Annotated in this window: 17 protein-coding genes and 1 riboswitch; of the genes, 7 read left to right on the forward strand and 10 right to left on the reverse strand. The window is 47.4% G+C overall.

What is annotated here, in order from left to right:
* Positions 1–3 precede the first annotated feature (3 nt).
* On the reverse strand, positions 4–1,611 hold the full coding sequence (locus ACM64D_RS08900; RefSeq protein WP_415062853.1) for a hypothetical protein: 1,608 nt from the start codon (positions 1,609–1,611) through the stop codon (positions 4–6).
* Positions 1,611–3,428 carry a hypothetical protein gene (locus ACM64D_RS08905; RefSeq protein ID WP_415062854.1) on the reverse strand — a complete coding sequence of 606 codons (1,818 nt, stop codon included), beginning with the start codon at positions 3,426–3,428 and terminating at the stop codon, positions 1,611–1,613. Before ACM64D_RS08905 ends, ACM64D_RS08900 begins: the two co-directional genes overlap by 1 nt.
* A 147-nt stretch (positions 3,429–3,575) precedes the next feature.
* Here ACM64D_RS08905 and greB point away from each other — a divergent pair, with 147 nt between their 5' ends.
* From greB to ACM64D_RS08935, 6 genes are all read left to right on the forward strand, one after another.
* Positions 3,576–4,052, forward strand: coding sequence for a transcription elongation factor GreB (greB, locus tag ACM64D_RS08910; protein ID WP_415062855.1), 477 nt, complete (start codon positions 3,576–3,578; stop codon positions 4,050–4,052).
* A 128-nt stretch (positions 4,053–4,180) separates the two neighbouring features.
* Positions 4,181–4,672 carry a DUF3465 domain-containing protein gene (locus ACM64D_RS08915; RefSeq protein ID WP_415062856.1) on the forward strand — a complete coding sequence of 164 codons (492 nt, stop codon included), beginning with the start codon at positions 4,181–4,183 and terminating at the stop codon, positions 4,670–4,672.
* Positions 4,654–5,637 (forward strand): YheT family hydrolase, encoded by a 984-nt coding sequence (locus ACM64D_RS08920; RefSeq protein WP_415062857.1) that lies wholly within the window; start codon positions 4,654–4,656, stop codon positions 5,635–5,637. The genes ACM64D_RS08915 and ACM64D_RS08920 overlap by 19 nt, the downstream gene beginning before the upstream one ends.
* Positions 5,638–5,670: 33 nt before the next feature.
* Positions 5,671–7,182, forward strand: coding sequence for a flippase activity-associated protein Agl23 (locus ACM64D_RS08925; RefSeq protein WP_415062858.1), 1,512 nt, complete (start codon positions 5,671–5,673; stop codon positions 7,180–7,182).
* A gap of 5 nt (positions 7,183–7,187) precedes the next feature.
* Positions 7,188–9,416 (forward strand): transglycosylase SLT domain-containing protein, encoded by a 2,229-nt coding sequence (locus ACM64D_RS08930; RefSeq protein ID WP_415062859.1) that lies wholly within the window; start codon positions 7,188–7,190, stop codon positions 9,414–9,416.
* 67 nt (positions 9,417–9,483) lie between these two features.
* The gene (locus ACM64D_RS08935) at positions 9,484–11,055 is read left to right on the forward strand and encodes a LysM peptidoglycan-binding domain-containing protein (RefSeq protein WP_415062860.1); all 1,572 of its coding nucleotides are present in this window, start codon (positions 9,484–9,486) and stop codon (positions 11,053–11,055) included.
* A 69-nt stretch (positions 11,056–11,124) separates the two neighbouring features.
* Here the strand turns inward: ACM64D_RS08935 and ACM64D_RS08940 are convergent, their stop codons facing one another.
* The 5 genes from ACM64D_RS08940 to ACM64D_RS08960 form a co-directional block, all read right to left on the reverse strand.
* On the reverse strand, positions 11,125–12,216 hold the full coding sequence (locus tag ACM64D_RS08940; RefSeq protein WP_415062861.1) for a hypothetical protein: 1,092 nt from the start codon (positions 12,214–12,216) through the stop codon (positions 11,125–11,127).
* Positions 12,213–13,967 (reverse strand): phospholipase D-like domain-containing protein, encoded by a 1,755-nt coding sequence (locus tag ACM64D_RS08945; RefSeq protein ID WP_415062862.1) that lies wholly within the window; start codon positions 13,965–13,967, stop codon positions 12,213–12,215. Before ACM64D_RS08945 ends, ACM64D_RS08940 begins: the two co-directional genes overlap by 4 nt.
* A 110-nt stretch (positions 13,968–14,077) precedes the next feature.
* On the reverse strand, positions 14,078–15,658 hold the full coding sequence (locus ACM64D_RS08950) for an FAD-binding oxidoreductase (RefSeq protein WP_415062863.1): 1,581 nt from the start codon (positions 15,656–15,658) through the stop codon (positions 14,078–14,080).
* Positions 15,659–15,713: 55 nt separating this feature from the next.
* Entirely contained in the window at positions 15,714–16,385 is a 672-nt protein-coding gene (locus ACM64D_RS08955; RefSeq protein WP_415062864.1) for a hypothetical protein, read from the reverse strand.
* Between the two features lie 270 nt (positions 16,386–16,655).
* A riboswitch (cyclic di-GMP riboswitch) is annotated at positions 16,656–16,738 on the reverse strand.
* A gap of 441 nt (positions 16,739–17,179) precedes the next feature.
* Complete coding sequence (locus tag ACM64D_RS08960; protein ID WP_415062865.1) at positions 17,180–17,974, reverse strand: Mrp/NBP35 family ATP-binding protein; 795 nt, start codon at positions 17,972–17,974, stop codon at positions 17,180–17,182.
* A gap of 49 nt (positions 17,975–18,023) precedes the next feature.
* Between ACM64D_RS08960 and ACM64D_RS08965 the strand changes: the two genes are divergently transcribed.
* A complete protein-coding gene (locus ACM64D_RS08965) occupies positions 18,024–18,422 on the forward strand; it encodes a hypothetical protein (protein ID WP_415062866.1) in 399 nt (132 codons plus the stop codon).
* Between the two features lie 7 nt (positions 18,423–18,429).
* Here ACM64D_RS08965 and ACM64D_RS08970 read toward each other — a convergent pair whose 3' ends face one another.
* From ACM64D_RS08970 to ACM64D_RS08980, 3 genes are all read right to left on the reverse strand, one after another.
* A complete protein-coding gene (locus ACM64D_RS08970; RefSeq protein ID WP_415062867.1) occupies positions 18,430–18,915 on the reverse strand; it encodes a hypothetical protein in 486 nt (161 codons plus the stop codon).
* Positions 18,916–19,053: 138 nt separating this feature from the next.
* On the reverse strand, positions 19,054–19,758 hold the full coding sequence (locus ACM64D_RS08975) for a hypothetical protein (RefSeq protein ID WP_415062868.1): 705 nt from the start codon (positions 19,756–19,758) through the stop codon (positions 19,054–19,056).
* Positions 19,755–20,258 carry a hypothetical protein gene (locus tag ACM64D_RS08980; protein WP_415062869.1) on the reverse strand — a complete coding sequence of 168 codons (504 nt, stop codon included), beginning with the start codon at positions 20,256–20,258 and terminating at the stop codon, positions 19,755–19,757. Before ACM64D_RS08980 ends, ACM64D_RS08975 begins: the two co-directional genes overlap by 4 nt.
* Positions 20,259–20,373: the final 115 nt, after the last annotated feature.

Here is a 20,373-nt window from a genome sequence, read left to right on the forward strand (position 1 = left end):
GAGCTAGAAAGCCCACTCCGCAAAAAAGTTTAGATAGTTTCCGACGATAGTGGACTCATTCACATCTCCATCAACCGCAAAGTTGCTGGAGCTAGGAACCGCATTATAAGACATTTTATCTTCACGACGGGCGTAACCCACCAGACCCGTAAAGGTCGGCGTGAAGCGATAGCTGCCCAAGAATCCAAATTGAGTGGACAAAGACGGAGTGAGAGGTTCTCCATTGGGTGTGCTGATCTTCATCAAGGACATATACATGTGTGCATTAATTTGCAAACCCAGTTTGGGCGTCAGGGAATACCAGTACTCAGCTCCTAAATGCGGACCTGCAGAAGAAATCTTAAGATCTTCGGATTGACCCGAGAAGGGATCGCCCACGGTCTCAGGAAGTTCTTTGTAGTAAGGTCCCATCTGAAAGCGCGCTTCACCACGGTCGCCTACGGACTTGCGATAGACAGCGTTCAGCTCTGTGGAAGCAAAAGTTTGAGTTTTTCCATTGAATGTAAATCCGCTGAGATCAATGATGCCCAAAAATCCCCACGGAGTATCCGGACTGAACCAGCCCACGCCCATTCTGCCGGTTCCTCCCATAGCACTATAGGCAACCGAAGAGTTCTTTTCGGGATTAATTCCGCGGAACTGCATTTCGGTAATAAGATAACTTGCGATAGCATACCATCCAGTGACGCGATCAATGGATTTTCTTACAAGCGCGGTGTATTCAGCCGCAGGGGAACGGTCGCCATTGCGCACTGAAAAAGTTTGTTTAATGAGAGTCGAGTGGGGTCGCATGTCCGACTTGGCGCGAACCGCTATTTGATATTTTCCCCCCGGCCAAGACTGATCGAAGGCCAGAGAGTCTTCCTCCGTATTTTCGATCACTTTAAATTTTTCCCACTTTTTAGTCGTGGGGTTGCCCTTGAAGATATAGACATCGTATTTAGTGGCGTAGTCGGGACGGGTCCACTTGATCTCGCGCACGAACTCACTTTCAGGTTTATCAATCTTTGGGTTCTCCAAAACCTTGCCAAGAACCGAGAACTGACTGACGGCGGTGGCTTCACTTTGAATGCCTTCTTTGTTGGAGGCGGAAACTTTCCAGGTGTAATTCATCGCAACAGGGACGGATGTTTTAAAGGAGGGCTCGCTGAGCACCTCTGAAATTTGTGTTTTTCCATCTTCCGAAGTCAAACTGAAGTGATACTGATCTGCGCCAGGTACGGGAGCCCACTGGAATTCCAGTTTGGTCTTGTCGGTCTCTTTGGTCGTAATACGAGATCGGGAGGCGGGGAATTTGAGAGCGGCCGTGTCCAATCCCACATTAAAGTCACTCTCCGGGCTCCATTCTCCAGGAACACCGCGATAGTCGCGAGAGCGCAACTTCATAAGATATTTTCCCGGAGTCAATCGTCCGTTCCAGGCCGCTTCTTGAACCTTAAAAGTGAAAGTTTTAGGATCTTTTTCTTTCACTTGAGTCAGTTCAATTTCATAGCTTTTCGCGCCCTCAATCGCTTCCCACTCGAAATTCACAAGTCGGCGATAGGGGGCCGCCCAGACCGTCGCGGCCCAGAGTGTGAAGATAAGAATAAAAAACGCGCTACGCTTTAGCATCAGTTGACCTTAATCTTTTTGAGTGTCGGAGCGCGAACGCCGGATCTATCTGGTACGATCAGCTTTCGCGAAGGTCCTTGTTCACTCTTCCGTCCATAAGAATCATAAGCGGCCACTTCAACTTCATATTCGCCAGGCAACAGGTTTTTCAACGCCGTTGAGTTTTTCAAATATTTTGTACGTTTAAGTTCTTTGCCATCTTTACGAATGGTCAGCCAGTACTCTTTGACTCCATCCAAGGCGGTCCACTCAAGTTGAGTTTTGCCATCGAGAGTTGCCTGGAGTGTGCCTTCTGCGGGAAGAAATTGCGGTGATTGCAAAAGAGGCAGAGGTGCCACCGTCAAAGTTTGTGACAAAGTGGTGCCAAGAACTTGACCGTCTTTGTTCAGAGCTTCAATCGAAGCAATGTAGCGACCGGGCTTGCTGACAGGAGTTGAAAGAGTGGTGTCTTTGACTTCCATGGTAGCCGCTGAAGAGGGATCCGCATTTTCTTGAAGAAGTTTAACTCTCCATGATGTGACTTGTTCTGTCTTATCCGCTTTCCATGACAGGCCTAAGCGAGGACTTTCCACGTAGTACTGAGTCGTTTGCGCTTCCGGCATTGTGAAATTGACTTCCACAGGAACAATCGGAGGAGGTGTCGGCGCTTTTGCTTGGACATTCACCTCATTGGAAGGTTTAACGACAAATTTTTGAACCTTACCTAAAACCGGCTTGTCAGAATCAACATAATAAGAACTCATACGCCAATAGTAAGTGCCGGCCTTTAAGGAAGGCACAGTAAAGCTATCTTCATTCGTGAAGGATTTGGCGGTGAGTTTTTCCTTGAGGTTTGGATCTTTCCAAACTTCCAAAGTCATTTGTCTTGTGTCGTCGCCCTTTTGCCATTTAAAGGTTAAATCAAAGGGTGTACTGGAGGCGGGAATTTCGGCATCCGCCGTCGGGAAAACCACCGTCGGAGCATATCGCGCCAAAACTTCCGTTTTATAGATGGGGCTTTCAGCAACCACATGCCCGTCAGGATTTGTTCCTACAAGTTTCCAGTAGTGACGTCCAAAGGGCAGTGATGCCATAACTTGTGATTGATTTAAAGGAGCCTTGACCAACTCTTTCAGTTGTTTTCGGCTAGATCCCACCCAAACAGAAACTTGAGTGTTTGCAGGGAACCCTTGCCATTGGAAAGGCACGGGCTGCAAAGACTCCGCATCCATGGCAAGAGGTTTTTGCGGCAGTGGACTTAAGATCTTGATCTCAGTTCGTGAGGTGAGGTCTTGACTTTGTCCATCACTTCCTTTGATCGAAGCTTTTCCTTCAAGAACTTGAACGTCGACGGAATCGCCACGTCCTTTAGAAAGAGACGCCGACGCACGCGAGAGATCGACTTTTCCTTTAGCGGAATTTAGAACCAGTCCCGGGGCGTTGGTTTCATTTCCGGCCTTCGCGTTAACAAATAGACTACCTTCCATCAGATCCAAGGCGATTTCGCCTTCGGACTTTTTAATGACGATCAAAGACTCAGGTTCCAGATCTAAATAGCGATCCGAATCGACAAATTGAATTCGAACTTCTCCACGTTCACTGGTACGAATCGCTTCTCCGTTGTAAAGGGGCTCTCCCGTATTTACAAGCTGCCACAAGAGGCGAGAAGACGGACGACGTTGAATGTCTTCGACAACTTTGCCCACGTAAGCCAAAGGCTTTTCATTTCCATGAGCGGAAATTCGATGATCTGTAGACTGATACCAATACCAGGTTACAGCAAAAACAGACGATGATGTGAGCGCGGCGATAAGCAACCGTTTCCACTGTTTTTTCATCATTTCCTCCTCAATTGTTTTTCGGAGATTTTCTCTGGATATTTAATAGCGCTTAAGTCTAGGTCCGACGTTCTTCTAAGAAATAGTTGGGGGCAAATAAGAAAACGGACTGGAACCTTTCTGGTAGATGGTCTAGAGTCTTGCACTATGGACACTAAAAAGAACTACATCACCCTCGAAGGTCTAGCAAAACTCAAGGCAGAGTATCATGAACTCATGCATGTGGAGCGACCCAAACTTGTCGAGGTTGTCGCATGGGCGGCGAGTAACGGGGATCGCTCTGAGAACGCCGACTATCAATATGGCAAGCGCCGACTGCGTGAAATTGACAAGCGCGTTCATTTTTTAACTAAAAGAATTGAGGACGCCGAAGTCGTGGACCCTAAGCAGATGAAAGGGAATACGGTTTTGTTTAGTGCGACGGTGACGTTGATTAATGAGGAAGGGGACGAACTCAGTTATCAAATCGTCGGCGAAGACGAGTTCGATCCCAAAAAGGGTAAGATTTCCTGGAAGTCTCCGGTGGCCCGGGCCCTTTTGGGCAAGAAACTGGGGGATGAGGTGCGTATTGTCAAACCGGCCGGAGAAGAATTCGTGACCATTGAGAATATCGAATTTAAGTAAAAATTTCAGGTTCTGTCAGATTTTCCTTCCCATTTAGATTAACTTTTTAAGGCACTGTGTATTTTTATTTTAACGATTGAATTTGTTCTCAGAAATTAGCAAACTGCTTCGGCATTGGGGGGGGAATCATGAAAGTTATCACAAAAATAGCATTGGGTGTTTTTTCAATTACGACGATTTTGACTTCTTATCAGGTTGCGGAAGCAAGACGAGGTAATGCCGATAATCAAGGACAGTATCAACAGGGGCAATCTTCAGCTGTCACAGACACGGCGAATGATCAAGAGCTCGTAAAAGCTGTGAATAGTCAGCGTCGTTTGAACTTTGTTGAAGGGGGAAGCCTTGTTGTGACAAGAGTCCTGCCTGACGACAATGATGGACGTGAGCATCAAAAGTGGATGGTTCGCCTTTCTAATGGTAAGACCATGCAGGCTGTGTATAATTCGGACATGTGCCCTCGCGTTCCCGTCAAAGAAGGCGACGTGATTGCGATGGGTGGAGAGTTCATTTGGACAAATCGTGGGGCCCTTCTTCATTGGTTGCACCATGATCCTCGCGGAAATCGTCCCGATGGATATGTTTATTTAAATGGGAAATTCTATTGCAAAGGCTCGAATTAATCTCATGTGATGCTCCTTTTTGGGCCGACAGTGGTCATGGCCAAACTTTGTGGGCGCACTTTCTTAAGTCACCAGAGTTACAAAACTTAGGACAAAATTTTGAAGTCGATCTTCCGGATGGAGATCGACTTTTTTGTTTTTATCTGCAAGGGACTTCGCCTTTTGTGGTGAGTTTGTTCCACGGGCTTTCGGGGGATGTTCATGCGGACTATATGCAAAGGACGGCTTTGCTTTGTCAGAAGTTGGGACACACCGTTGTTCTAGTGAATCATCGCGGGGCGGGACAGGGGGCCCCTTTTGCCAAGCATCCTTACCATTCCGGGCGGGCCGAGGATGTTTCACGGGTTTTAGAGAAGCTTCGTCAGATGTTTCCTAATAAGAAACAGATCTCTATTGGTTACTCCATGAGTGGCAATATTTTGCTGTGTTTGCTGGGAGGCTACCGCGGGCAGTTTAAGCCTGATGGGGCCGTCACCGTCAATGCGCCAATCAATCTTTTAAATGGGTCGCGGCTTTTAAAGACAGGATTCAACCGCCTGTATGATATGCGATTCGTGCATCGCCTGCGCAAGACGATAGCCGAGAAGTATCAGCAAGGTTTGATTCAGGAAAAATACGAGATCCCTCTGTGGTCCACAATTTGGGATATGGATCAGATCTACACGGCTCCGGCTTCGGGATTTAAAGATCGAGAAGACTATTACAATAGCTGTTCGGCGATCCACTATCTCTCTAACATTGATATTCCGACTTACGTTTTGACCGCTCAGGATGACCCTTTTGTGTCTGTTCAGGACTACATCACGGCGCCCTTTTCAAAGTGGGCGCAGATGCATATTGAGTCGCGTGGGGGACACTTGGGGTATCTCACTCGGAGGGTCACTCCGTTGGGCTCTCATCGTTGGCTGGATTATTATCTGTCTGAGGCGCTGAAGGCTTTAGAAATGACCCTTTTGCAGGGTTGACACCGCCGATTGCATCTTTAACGATAGTAAACAATGAAATCAGTTAAGGGCACACATTACTCTTTGACGGTGGCGTGGATGGTTCTGCTTTGTGGAGCAATCTTCACGCGATTCTATGATTTAACCAATAAGCCCCTTCATTTCGATGAAAGTATTAATGGCTGGTTCGTCCTGCAGATGCAGACTGTGGGATTTTATAAGTACGATCCGAACAACTATCATGGCCCTTTGTATTTTTATATGCTTCAGTTCTTTGAGTTGTTGTGGGGGCAAAGTGTTGAAACCTTGCGCGCCCTTCCCGCCGTTTTCAGCGTCTTGAGCGTCATGATCTTTTCTTTTGGATTTTTATCTTCGAAGTCTGTTCAGCGATGGATGATGTTGTTGCTTTTGTTAAGTCCGGCCTTTTTGTTTTTTGGACGCTCGGGAATTCATGAGATGCCTTTCGTGTTTTTTCAGATTGTTTTTGCCTTGGGAGTGCTGCGTTGGCTGGAAAAGTCAGACGCGAAGGCCTGGGCCTTAGGGCTTGTGGGACTTTGGGGAATGGTGACGCTTAAAGAAACTTTCACTATCACGCTGTTCTGTTGGGCTTTGGCGTTAGCTACCTTAGGTTTGTCTGAAGTGCGACGACTGTTTTCTTGGAAGAATTTGAAAGAAGCCTGGAGCCCTCGTCTGACGGTACTTTTGAGTCTTCTGGGACTTTTCTTTGTGCAGCTTTTCACGGGCTTTTTTAAAAACGGATCGGGTCTGTTGGACTTCGTCAAAGCCTTCTTGCCCTGGCTCAAAACAGGAGTGGAAGGGAAGGGGCATGAAAAACCATTTGGATATTGGTTGCAGGTTTTGGGGGAGGCCGAGCCCCTGGTTTTGTTGGGAGTCGGGATTGCCTTCATAGGTATTTTCTCACGTCATAAAAGTCTTCGTGTGATGAGTGTGTTTTCGCTTTCACAACTTTTGATTTACTCACTCATCCCTTACAAGACAGTTTGGTGTATTCTTTCCTTAATCTGGGGTTTCTACTTTGTGTTGGCGGTTTTCTTTGTCGAGGTTCTGGCCGAAAAGGGGCGATGGAAGTACCTCTTTGGCGGAGTGGCCATGGTGCTGATGGGCTTCGGGGTCCAAAGTGCCTACAATTCAGTGTATCGCCATCCCCTGCAAATGGAACATCCCTACATCTATGTGAATTCCACTTACGAGATGAAAAGCCTTTACGATTTTCTTCGTGTTGAGACTCGTTTGCACCCCGAATTACTGGGACAGACTGTACAGATTGGAATGAAAGAACAGTGGCCGTGGCCTTGGGTTTTGCGGACCTTTAAGGATTTGCGATATGATCTTTGCGGGAAGCGTGTTATTGAAAATGCTTTGATATATCTTTGTGATTTCTCGGGAACTTCAGAGGTGGAGTTGTCGTTGGTGGAGCCTTACTGGAAGATTCCGTTGAGCTTCCGACAGTCTCGAGAAATGTCCTATGTGTATTTGAAAAAAGCGGCCTTTCCCCAAATCCCTTTTACCAAGCAAGTAGAAATAGTGGGAAGCAAAGAGGAGTGATGGTTATGAAGAAAAATCTGACCTTGCTATTGACGCTGGTTTTGACATCGCCTGTTCAGGCTCAGGTTGAAAAAGTGGATCTTAAAAAGGATCTTTCGTCAGTCGGAGTTGTTGATTTGTACCAGGCGGCGTCCTCGAAGAAAAATTTGAAGCTTTCTCCTTTATCGCAGTTAAAAGACTATGAGCTTCATTTGAAGTGGTCGGAGTGTGTGAATCTGGCCCCCAAGGTTTTTGCGGCCCAGAAAGAGCTGCGAGGATGGGTTGCACAAACGTGGATGCACTGCTTAGAACAAGAACAGAAAAAGAAGCCCAATACCGCCGCGATCGAAAAGGCGCTGGCGACATTGGAATCTCATAAAGACTTACTTGCTGAGGGACCGTGGTCGGCGGATTTAAGTCAAATCTGGTTGAACTTTCAGTTGCAGCGTTTGCAAGATCAGGTGCAAAAGAAAAATCAAAAGGCGGTCGCCTCTTTAGACTCATTGCTTATGGATGCCGACAAACTGAACAAGGAACAAAAGTCCACGGTCTATCAGTTGCTTGGTGATTTGGCTCTTTCACAGGTGAATTATTCTGAAGCGCAGTTTCTCTATGAAGAGGCTCAAGATCAAAAAGATTCAAGGTATCTGCAAGACAAAATAGAGTTTTTGATAAAAGCCAAAGGGGAAACGTCGACACCAAAATCGGCGACGGCAGCGCCCACGGAGGTCGGTGAAGAGATTAAGCTCGAGGAGCGCCTTCGTCAGTCACTCAAACAGAATGAGGCGATCGCAGCCTTGAAAGATGTTATTCAGATTTTAAATCAGTATCCCGGCAGTCGAGCGGCGAAACGCCTTAAAGATAAACCTCTGGATATCTACAACTCCTTGACCGAAAAGTTAGCCAAGATCAAAGCTTTGAATGAAATGGAAGAAGCGGATGGAACCCGTTTGTTGGACTGGGCGCAGAATCTGCATCGTCGGGGAGACTATGCCGGGGCTTTGTCGTTGGCACAAAAAGCCAATGAGAAAAATCCGGGAGCGGTGCAGTCGACCAGTGCCTTGTGGATCGCCGGTCGTTGTGCGCATTTTCTTGGGCAGTACGATCGTGCTCTGGAGTTGTTCAACAGTCTTATCACTTATCACGGGGGCTCTGACGAAGCAGCAGAAGCTTTTTTTAGAGCCAGTCTGATTCATTATCGAAAAAAAGATTTCTCAAATGCCTCTGCCTTACTAGAGCGTCTGTTGTTGCTGGGCCGGGATCGTTATGATTTGAGTGCACGCTATTGGCTGGTGCGTTCCCTTCAGGAGACCAACCCTGATCGCGCCAAACAGGTGGCCGCAGAGCTCATAGAGAAATATCCTTTTTCATACTATGGCCTGCGTTTGCAGGCAGAGTCTCAAGATGGAAAGCTGTCTTGGCCTTCAGCAAAGGATAATTCCCCCAAGTTGAAAAACGAATTTTATCTTGTCGGGGCTCAGAAGAAATCTTGGCGGCGTTTTGTGAAATTGTCGGAGGCGGGTTGGGTGGCTGAGGCCCAGGCTGAAGTCGTCAACATTCCATTTGTCAAAGATCCCACGCTGAAGGTGGCACTGGCCGAAAAAATGAGGGAGCGTCAACAGTATGTCACGGCCATCCGTTTGTTGAATGAGGCCATGGAGGCAGATCCTCGCTTGCGCCGCGAACAATTTGTGAAGATTGGGTACCCCGAAGTATTTACCTCTTTGTATCAGGCCGAAGCGGAGAGATATGGTGTGCAGGCCATCTTGTTAAGAAGTCTGACTCGTCAGGAAAGTGCCTTTAATCTGCGAGCGGTGTCGACCTCGAATGCTTTGGGTTTGATGCAAATGATTCCTCCGACGGCACTAGAGGTGTCTAAAAAATTAGGCCTGAAGGTGGAGTTGCCCGACGATATGTTTCGTCCTGAGATCAATATTCCGATGGGCTCCTTCTACGTGGCCCAGATGTTGGACCAGTTTAATGGCAATGTGCCCTTCGCCCTCGCGGCATATAACGCAGGTCCCTATCGCATGAGGAACTGGATCGAGGGACGTCCAGAAGTGGGAGAGCTGGTGTCTCAGGCCAGCGGCTCTGCTCGAGATGAGCTGTGGTTTGACGAAGTTCCGTGGACCGAAACAAGTTTTTATGTGAAAGCCATTCTTCGCAATGTTCTTCTCTATCGTCTGGTTGCAGAGTCTAACTATGTTCTAAAACCCGTCTTATGGCAGGATTTGCTGTATAAAAAGGCAAAATAAGGACGATGTTTTATTGAAAAAGTCCCCTGAGTTCTGTAGCCTGAAAACTGTGTCGAAGGAGAGACTCATGCGGAGACTTTTAACATTGAGTTTGGTCCTGGCCTTTTTGGCGGGATGTGCCCATAAAAATAACAGCACATCTGCCGGAGGCTCAGAAGGTGCCAATTCTGAAGCGGAGATGAAGGATATCAGTTCGTTCCGCCTTTCAGACCCTGAAGGACCCAAGGTGGTCGATCAAGAGTTGGAATCCATTCCCACGGAAGTGAACCCTCTTGTTGAAAAATGGATTGCCTATTTCCAGGGACGCGGACGTCCTCATATGGAAAGATATTTGGCGCGATCTACTCGCTACGAAAAACTGATGAAAAAAGTTTTGCGTGATAATGGTCTTCCTGAAGACCTTTTCTACATTGCTTTGATTGAATCTGGTTTTAGTTCACGCGCAACATCTCATGCGGCGGCCGTGGGTTACTGGCAGTTTATTCGTGGAACAGGGAAACGTTATGGTCTTGAAATCAGCCCCTTCGTGGATGAAAGAAGAGACCCCGTATTTGCAACTCAAGCCGCTGCGGAATATTTCAAAGGTCTTTATAGTGTATTCGGCTCATGGTATTTGGCGATGGCCTCTTACAATGTGGGTGAAAACCGCGTAAAGCGTGAAGTGATGAATCACTATACGCGTGATTTCTGGGAGCTGGCTCGTAAAAAACGTCTTCCCAAAGAAACCATCAATTACGTGCCTAAGTTTATCGCGGCTAAGATGATCGGTAAGAATCCTGCGAAATATGGATTTGATGATATCGACTATTTACCACCGATTGAGTTTGATCACATCACTGTGAATAAACCGATCAACCTTCGTCAAATGTCCGACAAGTTGAATTTGAACTACGAAGATTTCAAAGCCTTGAACCCTAAGTTCAAAGGGGAAGTGGCAACGCTAAGAGGATCGGAACTTATTTTGCGTGTTCCGCCGGGAACATCAGAGGCGGCTCAGATCGCCGCTAACGAAAGTGTTGTTGAGAGCGTTCAGTTTATCGCGGACTCTGGGGATACTCAGGTCTACCGCATCCGTCAGGGTGATACTTTGAGCACCGTGGCTCGTCGTTATCGTACGACGGTGGCGTACTTGCGCGATATCAACGACTTGCCTCGCCGGAAGGCCGTGCGTGTGGGAATGAAGATCTATGTTCCAGATCGTACACCTTTGAAAGATCGTTCCGGCACTTCGCGTTCTCTGGTGGCGAAGAAATCTGTAAATACGAACGCCGAGAAGACCTCAATCAGCATCAGCAGTGATGGACGTTATTATATCGTTCAATCGGGTGATTCTTTGTATACCATTGCCCGCAAGTATTCGACCAGCGTGTCAGAGCTTCAGCGTTTAAACAGCATGAAGAGAGGTCGTACTCTAAAGGTGGGAATGAAAATTCGTGTTCCTTCCCCAGACAGTTCCTCGGTACGTGAGGTTGCAAAAACCAAAGTTCACGTTGTGAAACGTGGGGAAAATCTGTCAGCGATTGCGGCAAAATACAATGTCTCTATGACGGATATCAAAGAGAAGAACAAGATCCGCAATCCCGCCTCGTTGGTGGTGGGATCACGGATTGTGATTCCCCCAGGGGAAAGCAAACAGTAGTTTTTGATTTTTTGTGATTTACCTAAACCCTCGCTTTGAAAGAAGCGAGGGTTTTTTTATGTAAACGCCTTATTCCTCAATCGTAAGATGCCCGATGGCCTCTTTAATCTTTTGAATGGACTGATTCTTTTCTGGCGTCGCGGTTCCTTCTTTAATTTCATAACGACGGCCTTGATACAGGTAATAGATATAGTCCTGCAGTGTTTCTTCAGATATCAGAGGGTGGAGGTTCGCCATGTTGCGCACTTCCTTCAGAAGATCCGCAGCGAAGGCCAGCGTCGCGACCGCGGCGTTTTCGGGTCTTTTTAGGTCCCCTTTATCGATGTTGTATTTCTCGACGATGACCGGTGGGATTTTCTTGATTTGAGTGGGGCCTCGGCTGTTTTGGTCTGTATCCAAACCATTCCCTTTGAAAATTGAAACCACCACGGGGATATTTTGTTTCAATCGGTATTTCCAATTTGTTCCAAATTGCGTTTCTGGTGAAAGAACTCCGAATGCGAATTCCGCCAACATATTGTATTCATCGTTTTCCAAATTGAGCAAAGCCATCAAGGTGGCTTTCTCATCTTGAAGAGTGCGCACGTACTTTTTAATAAAAGTATCGGCGTAGTCGACGGTGAACTCACTGTGACGAATTTCGTTGTTCAAGGGGCTATAGTTGAAAAGCGGGCGGTTGCGCAGTACTCGAGCCGCGTTGAAGGTGATTTTGTGATTACGAAGACGGAAACGATGGTCTTCAGATTCAGGAAGAACATAGATGGTCGTCCCCGGAGAGATTCGCAGGTCCCCGACGAAAAGAGCGTGTACGGAAAGATCTTTTTCTGCCTTTCCGTAGTGAAAAAAGCCCTTGGCCTCGGCGTAGGAGTAGATTCCTGCGCCGCCACGACCGAGTTCATCCCCTGGGTAGGTTTGTACGGTCGACTTTTCAAGAAGAGTCCCTTTTTCAGAAAAGAAGAAGGCCGATTTTGATTTTTTATTCACGATCACATAAGGGGTGTCACTGTATTTCTGATGAAAGAAGTGAATCGCAGCTTCGCTGCCCTCGGTATTAATCCGTTTCTTTTCTTTGGCGTAGTCCGCATAGATCTCGGCCGCGGAGGCGGAAGACAATCCAAGAAGGACACTTACAAGAATTGAGAGGAAACGAAATGATTTCATTGATCACGCTCCGTAGTGCTTTCGTTATCGTCTCCTAAGGTGTCGGGGAGGGCTCGGAGGTTGCGACGAGTGGCCTCTTGGGTGACAGATTTTTGTGAGTTGTTAAACAGATAATAGAAGAATCCGCGCGCTTGCTGCACGATCCGCTTGTCCTTTACGATAAGAATCTGTTCATTGTTTGATTCGGCATTTTCGCTGGGATTAAAGGAGGTCCCCAAAACCGCCAAGGATTCTTCGGGGAAAATGAAAACCTTGTGATGAATCTTGGAGGTGGTTTTAAGGGCGGTGCCATCTTCTAAGCGGAAGTGTCTTTCTCCATAAACCTCTGGGGCCGTGCGAATGTTCTGTTGAAGATTTGTAACCCCCAGGGATCCCAGTGACTGGAGGATCGGGGCTTCGGCGTCGACATAATATTTGCCTGTGGGGAGATCTTTTTTGAGACCCGAGAGAGAAAGGAAAACACTCCATTCGCGCAAAGCAAAAGGCGTGTCACCCACGGAGCGAAACTCAAAGCGACCTCGTTCGTCCATGTCTCGTTTGGCTCGTTGGTAAAGAGCTTCTTGAATTTGTTTTGAAGAGAAAGCGAAATGAACAGCCTCAATGGGGCCTTGAGTGTTTTGAATCAGCGGAACAAAGATGCTCTTATTGACGTCGCCATCACCGCCCTTGGGAGAGAAAGACAAGATGATATAGGGCGCCTCTTTAGCACCTTGTTTATTGCCAAAGATTTTAAAACTTCCGCCGATGGGATATTGGCTTTGTCCGCGAATTTTGAATTCCAACGTTTTGCGCAGTTCTGCTTGAGTTACTTGCGCAGGCAAGGACCCCAGAATGATCAGGGCGTGGTTGGCATTGGGAATGGAATACACAGGTCTTTTTTCAGGGGGAAGTTGAACCAGATCTCCTTCGGGCCCAATGCAGCTTTGAGTGAAGTTCCCTGACAAGAAGAGGACGGCGGCACGCGGACCGAACGGATCGCGCACAATGATTTTTTGATGGTTCAGACCGACCGAGTTCACGGCGACGGTTTTAAAATTAGCACTTTCCAAACTTGCTAAAGAATCAAAGATGACTTTAACTTCGTTGCGGGCGGCAATGGTGCCGGCATCAATACCGCCATGGACTTTGACATTCTTTTTGAGGTGTTGATTCTTGAGTGCCTCGGCCACCACTTGCAAATCGAAGTCAAAAACGTTGTACCAGATCTCCTGCTCCGCCCCGCCAATAAAATCCACAACCACTTGGCGCAAATCATCTCCCGGCAAAACTTTGCTCTGTGGATCAGTGGGGTTTTGCAAGTGGGGATGATTCACAAAAAGTCTCATCGCACGGTAGCCCGGGGCATCCCCAGGAAGAGTCAGAAGGGCGGGGTTGGTAGGGCTGGCGTAGTTTTCGATTTGCTTGAGGAACTCGGGCGATTGCACCAAACTTTTAAGTTCTGTTTTGACGGTTTTAAGAAATTCCGCATAAGCCTCGGGTGACTCAGATTGAGACACGGCCATGCGGGAAAGAGCTTGTTCGACCAAAGGAATGTATTCGGGTTTGTTTTGAAGGATGAAGACGATCTGACTTTGTGTGAGAGGGTTTTTTTGTTGAATCAAAGCTTCATTCAACGCTTTGTAGAGGTCTTTGTTCGTCATGACCTTGTAAGTGGTATCAAAAATTTTGGGGTAGTCATAGCTGAGCGCCTGACCGGAAAGAGCCAAAAACAGAACGAACAAAAAACTGAAGAAACGAAGTGACTTCATCATGCCCAAAGACAGAGCAAGAAGTCTGCCTCCGGGGGCACGATATATTGAAGATAAAGTCAGGATTTCGACAAGAAACCCTGAGCAGTGACAAATTGGGCGCTCGGACGATCCTATTCTGGGCAGTAGCGCCCGGGAGCAATCACTCCCTTGGGGTCAAAGACACTCTTGAGTCTTTTGACGACTTGCCAGTAGTCGCTCTTAGAGTCGACAACAAGATCCATCATGGCAATGTTGGTGCGATACTGGGGATAACCAAGATCATTTAAGTTCTCAGTCATGCGTCTGACTAGGTTGTGAACTTTATCGACCTGTTCTTTGACGTCACGTTCATAGTGAATGCTGATGACCGCTTCGACAACCTGCGGAGTCACAAGATTTAGAGTGATCGCATATTCAAAACCCGAAGAACCCAAGGTGGAGTAAACTTCCTTCAACATCCGCTCGACATCCTGGGATTTGAAAGGGACAAAAGGCACGTTATAAATAAATCCTGCCTTGCCGCTATCCAGTTGATCTGGTGATTGCAACTCTTTTTGAGGAGTGATGGGCCACCAGATGCTGGGCAAGGTTTTTTCGGTGGGGACCCCGATCGTGAGGCCACGCACCACTTGGGAGACATGAAAAAGAGCACGCTTCTCTTTCAGGAACGGCAGCTTGAGCAAAACACGAATAATTCGATTGATGCGTTCATCCAACAAGGTGCAAGCTCCCCCGCACGATTTCGCAATCTTGCGCAGAGCTTGTTTCATGGATTTGATTTCTTCGGCAGTTCCCGAGAGAACTCCCACGGCGAACCATTTTCCGGGAAGATGTTTGCTCATATAAGAATGGATGGATTCTTTACTCCAAGATTCCCCTTGCGCTTTAAAATAGTCAGCAAGCAGGGGGGCCATGCCGCCATAAAGACGTCCCTGATTGAAGACGTGGGGAATACAGCGTAAGACTTGATTTTCAAGAAGGGGACGGATGGCATTCAAAAGAGGAAGCAGGTTTTTTTCGTCCTCGAGGGCGATGGTAAAAGAGCATTGTTCTTCGGGACGAGGAAGTAATTGAATTGTCGCAGAGACGACGATTCCGAAGTTGGATTGGAAGAAGAGTCCATCTAAGGAGGGGCCCACGCCGTGTTTATAGAGGTGTCCGATAGATTGAAAGCGGTGATCTTGGGCAAAACCTGTTTTAATGACTTCACCGCTGCCCAAAACGATTTCTAAAGAGGAAATAGTTTCAACGCGTAAAGAGTGATAGGCAATACCGCGCTCTAGGGCGTTGCCAATGATACTGCTGTCGCTGCTAGACCCTGTGACATCAAGGAAGTAAGGGGCGTTCAGACCCGTCAAGTGATCGGCCATGGCCTTTTGCGTGACTCCAGGCTCGACAATAGCGTAACCATGATCAAGGTCCACTTGGTGAATTCTATTGAGGCGGGAAAGATCCAAAAGAATCAGATCGTCTTGAGTTGGTAACGACGAACCAAACCCCCAATTACGCCCGCGACTGATGGGGTAAAGTCGAACAAGAAAATCATTCGCCGCTTTAACAATTTGAACGACTTCTTCTTTGCTGCGAGGAGAAACAGTCGCCGTCAGCTCTCGAGTAAAACCACTGACACAGGACTGTGGTGAGGACGGAATTGATACGAATTCTTGACCAAGTAAATCTTTGCAGAAGCTGAGAAACTCTTGAGCACCCATAAAGTCCTATCGATTTTTTGTTTAGTTTCGATAGTAAGTCTCAAGAGCTGGGGGCTCAATGAAGATTTATCTTTAAGATACAAATCAAGCCTTCGGGCCGTCTATTGACGTAAAGAGGACTGGCGCAACGGACTTGATAGAGCACCGAATTGCACTCAAGAGATTGAGTTTCTTTGATGATATGGGGCTCGATATCGTTAGGAACAACAGTTTCCGTGATTTCTCCGCGGAATATTTTTTCGGCGGTTTCGAAAAGCTTCATGGTGATCTTTTGATCTCGTTCAAAAAGAGCCCACCATTCCAAGGTGCAAAGTTCTTCCAGTGTGTAAGAGCAATGATCAAAGAAGCGGAGATTTCTAAAGAGCTGTCTGTTCTCGCTGTTGTAGATCTCAATCACATCTTCGTCAGTGAGGTGGTTGAATAAGTCCGAGCGGGGAACAAAACCCAAACGTTTAAGAGCACGCCAAGTGAAACTCAGATTGTCACTGAGGCGATCTCCGGCGGCAATTTGTCCCATGCAGAGCTCAAGATAATATCTGAGGTACTCAAGGACCTCGTCTTGTTTGGACTGAGGGAGATTAGAAAAATGGGGAGCGCCAGGACGATAAGCCTGACAACGAACTCCTTCTGTCGCAAAGAGAGCGCAGAGTTTTTGAGTGAGCCACTTAAACTCTTCGAGCCGTTGAAGACAGACAGGATTCTTTTTTTCTAATGTGTTTAATTCCATAGGGACCTCAGAGGGCCCAGCATACCCAATTGCTATGCCTTTACGCAATGGTCTGCCTTGGAATTCACTATAAGTCCGCCCAGGGGATGTAAAAATGTGATAATTGTAATGGAAATAATCAGATTTTGAGAGGGAAAAGAGACCTGCAGAAACTAAAAGTGCCTGCGAGGAATCGTCAATGATAACTCGCAAGCTAAGGGGAATGAAACCAATCCTTGTATGTAATTGTTCCTTCCATATGCACACCTCTGATTCCTCAGGTGACTCACCTTTGGCAGCTGGCTGGCGTGGTTCGCACCGACACCCCTCTAGCTTTGCGTCCCGCCGTTTCCGACGGTTTGCCTTGAGGCAAAGGAAGGATCTAAATCCTAACGAGTATAACCCTAGGAACCTCCTTTGAGTTATTCTTGATAGATCCAACCTGTTCATCATTCTTTAGAGAGGCCTGAACTCAAAACCTCTGGGTAGCAATCCTGGTGACTCGCACGTCACTTCGGTGGTTCATCATGATGATCGTGTATACGATTTTTCATCTGTGTCCTCCTTCGCTGGCCCGACCAAGCGTTCACCTGCCCTAGAGCAAGTCTCACGAGCCTCGTGGTTTCAACTCTTTCAGGATAGCTCGACCAAAGTTTTATTTTCAAGGGGGGCACATTCGATTCTCAAAATACGTCGAAAATGTGTTTCTCTTCGGGAAAAGGCGGTGGGGTTTGTTTAAAGGTGGAACGAAGACAGTGTTTAGGTGTGAGACTCTGAAGTGCTTTTCGCACTTCAGAGCGAGATATTTTTTTGGGTTAAGGCAGGATTTCGCGGATGCGATCGGCGATTTTCATGAACTCTTGCGCTTCAGCGCCGTTGCTGTTGGCTTCAACGATAGGGATGCCGGCTTCACACGCAAGACCCACGGAAGGGTTGAAGGGAACTTCACCGATTTTTTTGATCCCTTTGGATTGCGCGTAAGAATCCATTTCTCCCTTAGGGAAAAGCTGCATTTTTTCGCCGTTGGCGGGATTGATCATATAGGCCATGTTTTCAATCATACCTAACAAAGGAACATTCACGCGTTCAAACATATCGACGGCTTTTTTAACGTCGATCAAGGCCACGTTTTGCGGTGTAGAAACGACCACGGCCCCGGCCACAGGAACCTTCTGCGCCAGAGTCAGCTGAATGTCGCCAGTGCCTGGGGGAAGATCAATCACGAGATAATCCAACTCGCCCCAGTTTACATCGCGTAAAAATTGATCCATGGCTTTAAAGAGCATCGGCCCTCTCCAAACAACGGCCGCCCCTTCCTCAACTAAAAAACCGATGCTCATCAATTTGATACCATAACGAGTGACGGGCTCGAGTTGATTTGTTTCGGGATTGATTTGGGGCTTTTGTCCCAAAGTTCCTAACATTCGAGGGATACTCGGCCCATAGATGTCAGCATCAAGAAGTCCTACTTTGCTTTTACGCCCTAAAGCCATGGCCAAATTTGTAGCGACGGTGCTCTTGCCCACGCCTCCTTTGCCCGAGCTAACGGCAATGATATGTTTCACTCCGGGAATGGGGGTTTGCTTTTCGAAGGGATTTGGTGCTGCCATGCGGACACTCCTTGATAATTTTGTGCTCCCAACGAATAATAGAACTTGGATGAATAGCCAAGACTTTTTGACATTGAATTTAGTGGGGGCGGGAGCTTTCGTCTTTTGGTATCTATTGTCGCGCGGAGGGCCACAGCGTCCGACGCAGCTGAATATGAAAGCCAAGGACAGTGCGCCGTCGCTCCTGGACCCAGCACCCGTCATAAGCGGGGCTGACGAGCCCTTGCCACAACATCCCGATTTACAAGGCACTGTGACAAAACATTTAAATGTGATGTTTAATTACAATGGCCATAGCTGGGATGCGTATGAGGTTTTGGGGGTTCCGGCGGGAGCTTCGATAAAGCTTGTGACGGAGGCGTATCAAACGGCGGTTCGTCGGTCTGATAAACACTCCATTGAATTTCTTGAAACGGCTTATAAGGCGATTTTGAATAAGTACGTATAAGTTTAAGTTAGCGAGAGTAAAGACAGCTAAATCCTTTGCCATTGTTACTATGTTCCCAAAGAAATTTTCCAGTCTCATCAAAGATCACGGTGTCCTCTTGCTCGAGAGTGACGGAGTTTCCTTTCGCCGAAAAAGTTGTCGTTTCCTTTTTGCGAATCATATTGTCCTTGCTGACGACTTCTGTGAGTAGCTTCTTCGTGCCATACTCAAGGCGCTCGCGGAAGACTTTAGGGCCTTTATTGATATGGCAGAATCTTTGGCCTTCAGAAAGGGAGTGACTGCCGCTGGTATCAAGGACGAATCCCTGACATTCCATCAGCCAGTTGATCTGAGAAGGGCATCCGTCTGTTCCGCTGGCCAGATAAAAAGTGCCGTTTGGAGCCGTGTTCAGGCTTTGTGGCTCTCGTTTGACGGATTTTTCCGGAGCAACCCAAGGTTGGGTTGAAATATGCAGTCCCAAAATGAGAATAATCATGAAAGCGCGTTGAAGCATCTCCAAAACTCCTTGCTGAGTTTTATTAAAAGCAAGGGGCGTGCTGACTGAAGAGCAATGAGGTGGCACCTGAAACCATGTTTCTCAAAGTGAAATGTTGAAGTCCCGAGGTGGTGCCGAAAAGCGGCGCGCTTTATATTATTCTTCCTCGGTTCCTGGGATCTGATTATCCAGAACTTTTTTTATAAATTCGCGACCGCCCCATTTTTTTATGGCAGCAAAGACTCTGACGGCGAAAGCATCGGGATCCACGGCATACGACATGATATTGACGGAACGAACATCAGTGAACGGATCAGCAACAAGATCTTTTTGTCTCGAGAGGACTTCTTTTTGTTGGGCCACGGGCATTAGTTCCAACTGCACGGCATAGGCAATGGCCTCATGCCAGGGGCGAGCCAGGCGTTTAAAATCAGCCCCCAAATAAGAGGTCACCACCAGATGGGTCATCTCATGGAGCAAGAATGAACTGGCAAGCTCGTGAGTCCATGTCAGGCCCCAGGCAGAGCGATGTTCTTGATCGGGAGAAGCAAAGTGCATCAGGTGAATTTCTCGTGTGTCGGTATCGAAATACCCATAGACGGGAGTTCTGTTTTCGGTGTTCTCATTTTCCCCGGGAAGATAGACAATATCCTTAAAATGCAACGTCAGGTTGTCGTCCGTCTTGATTCCCATTTCAGCGAAAAAGACAGTGATTTTCTTAAACGAGCGGCAAGTTTCTTGAACTTCAAGATCGGTCCCGCCTTCAATGCGTAATTGCGGATGACCGGGGCAATTCGCCGCCCACGTCGTTGCACTGAAAAGCAGTCCAACCATCCACAATAAAAAAAAGAGCGGTTTCATTTTCCGGGACATTGAAAATCCAGGCCTTTCATTTGAGACGCAAAAGTTTCACGAAACCAGGTTTGCACTTCGACGGCTTCATCTTCGTTGTAGGAATCGTCGGGGTCTCTTCCTAAATAGTTGAGTTGTAGAAAGTGAACGTACTCATGCGCCAACGAGTCAAAGATCGTGCGCCCTCGGGGCAGATAGAACTCAACCGTCGTATTTAAGAAGATCTGATTGGTCACGGGATTATAAACATTCACAATTGCACTGGGACGCCAGCCCCAGAACTTTTCGACAGCATCTTGGTATTCCTCCAAGGTGATCTTGTCCTGAGGTTTGATTGCCGGGCGGGCCTTTTTGGCATCCAAAGTGATATTCATTTTTTTTGCTAAGATTTCAAGGATGCAGTCGCTGTTTTTTAAGACCGGAGCCGAGGGCCACAAGGCCTGGGTTTGCGCCCACGCGCTGCTTTGAGAAAACAGTATTAGTAAAAGAGCACCCCAAAAAGAACGCATTGGTCACCTTATCCGAGCGTTAAGAATAATATCCAGCAGAATAAGTGCAGTTTGGGTGCCATCTGAGTTCGCACTTATTTAGGAGTGGTCTGGGAGAAGTGATCAGTTTTTCGAC

Source organism: Bdellovibrio sp. (assembly GCF_047637665.1).
GTDB lineage: Bacteria > Bdellovibrionota > Bdellovibrionia > Bdellovibrionales > Bdellovibrionaceae > Bdellovibrio.

Excerpts from the sequence above, each read along its gene's own strand:
- ACM64D_RS08965 (WP_415062866.1), top strand. The coding sequence starts at position 18,024 with ATGAATAGCCAAGACTTTTTGACATTGAATTTAGTGGGGGCGGGAGCT.
- ACM64D_RS08900 (WP_415062853.1), bottom strand. The coding sequence starts at position 1,611 with ATGCTAAAGCGTAGCGCGTTTTTTATTCTTATCTTCACACTCTGGGCC.
- ACM64D_RS08925 (WP_415062858.1), top strand. The coding sequence starts at position 5,671 with ATGAAATCAGTTAAGGGCACACATTACTCTTTGACGGTGGCGTGGATG.
- ACM64D_RS08905 (WP_415062854.1), bottom strand. The coding sequence starts at position 3,428 with ATGAAAAAACAGTGGAAACGGTTGCTTATCGCCGCGCTCACATCATCG.
- ACM64D_RS08955 (WP_415062864.1), bottom strand. The coding sequence starts at position 16,385 with ATGGAATTAAACACATTAGAAAAAAAGAATCCTGTCTGTCTTCAACGG.
- ACM64D_RS08950 (WP_415062863.1), bottom strand. The coding sequence starts at position 15,658 with ATGGGTGCTCAAGAGTTTCTCAGCTTCTGCAAAGATTTACTTGGTCAA.
- ACM64D_RS08980 (WP_415062869.1), bottom strand. The coding sequence starts at position 20,258 with ATGCGTTCTTTTTGGGGTGCTCTTTTACTAATACTGTTTTCTCAAAGC.
- ACM64D_RS08975 (WP_415062868.1), bottom strand. The coding sequence starts at position 19,758 with ATGAAACCGCTCTTTTTTTTATTGTGGATGGTTGGACTGCTTTTCAGT.
- ACM64D_RS08930 (WP_415062859.1), top strand. The coding sequence starts at position 7,188 with ATGAAGAAAAATCTGACCTTGCTATTGACGCTGGTTTTGACATCGCCT.
- greB (WP_415062855.1), top strand. The coding sequence starts at position 3,576 with ATGGACACTAAAAAGAACTACATCACCCTCGAAGGTCTAGCAAAACTC.
- ACM64D_RS08945 (WP_415062862.1), bottom strand. The coding sequence starts at position 13,967 with ATGATGAAGTCACTTCGTTTCTTCAGTTTTTTGTTCGTTCTGTTTTTG.
- ACM64D_RS08915 (WP_415062856.1), top strand. The coding sequence starts at position 4,181 with ATGAAAGTTATCACAAAAATAGCATTGGGTGTTTTTTCAATTACGACG.
- ACM64D_RS08940 (WP_415062861.1), bottom strand. The coding sequence starts at position 12,216 with ATGAAATCATTTCGTTTCCTCTCAATTCTTGTAAGTGTCCTTCTTGGA.
- ACM64D_RS08960 (WP_415062865.1), bottom strand. The coding sequence starts at position 17,974 with ATGGCAGCACCAAATCCCTTCGAAAAGCAAACCCCCATTCCCGGAGTG.
- ACM64D_RS08970 (WP_415062867.1), bottom strand. The coding sequence starts at position 18,915 with ATGCTTCAACGCGCTTTCATGATTATTCTCATTTTGGGACTGCATATT.
- ACM64D_RS08935 (WP_415062860.1), top strand. The coding sequence starts at position 9,484 with ATGCGGAGACTTTTAACATTGAGTTTGGTCCTGGCCTTTTTGGCGGGA.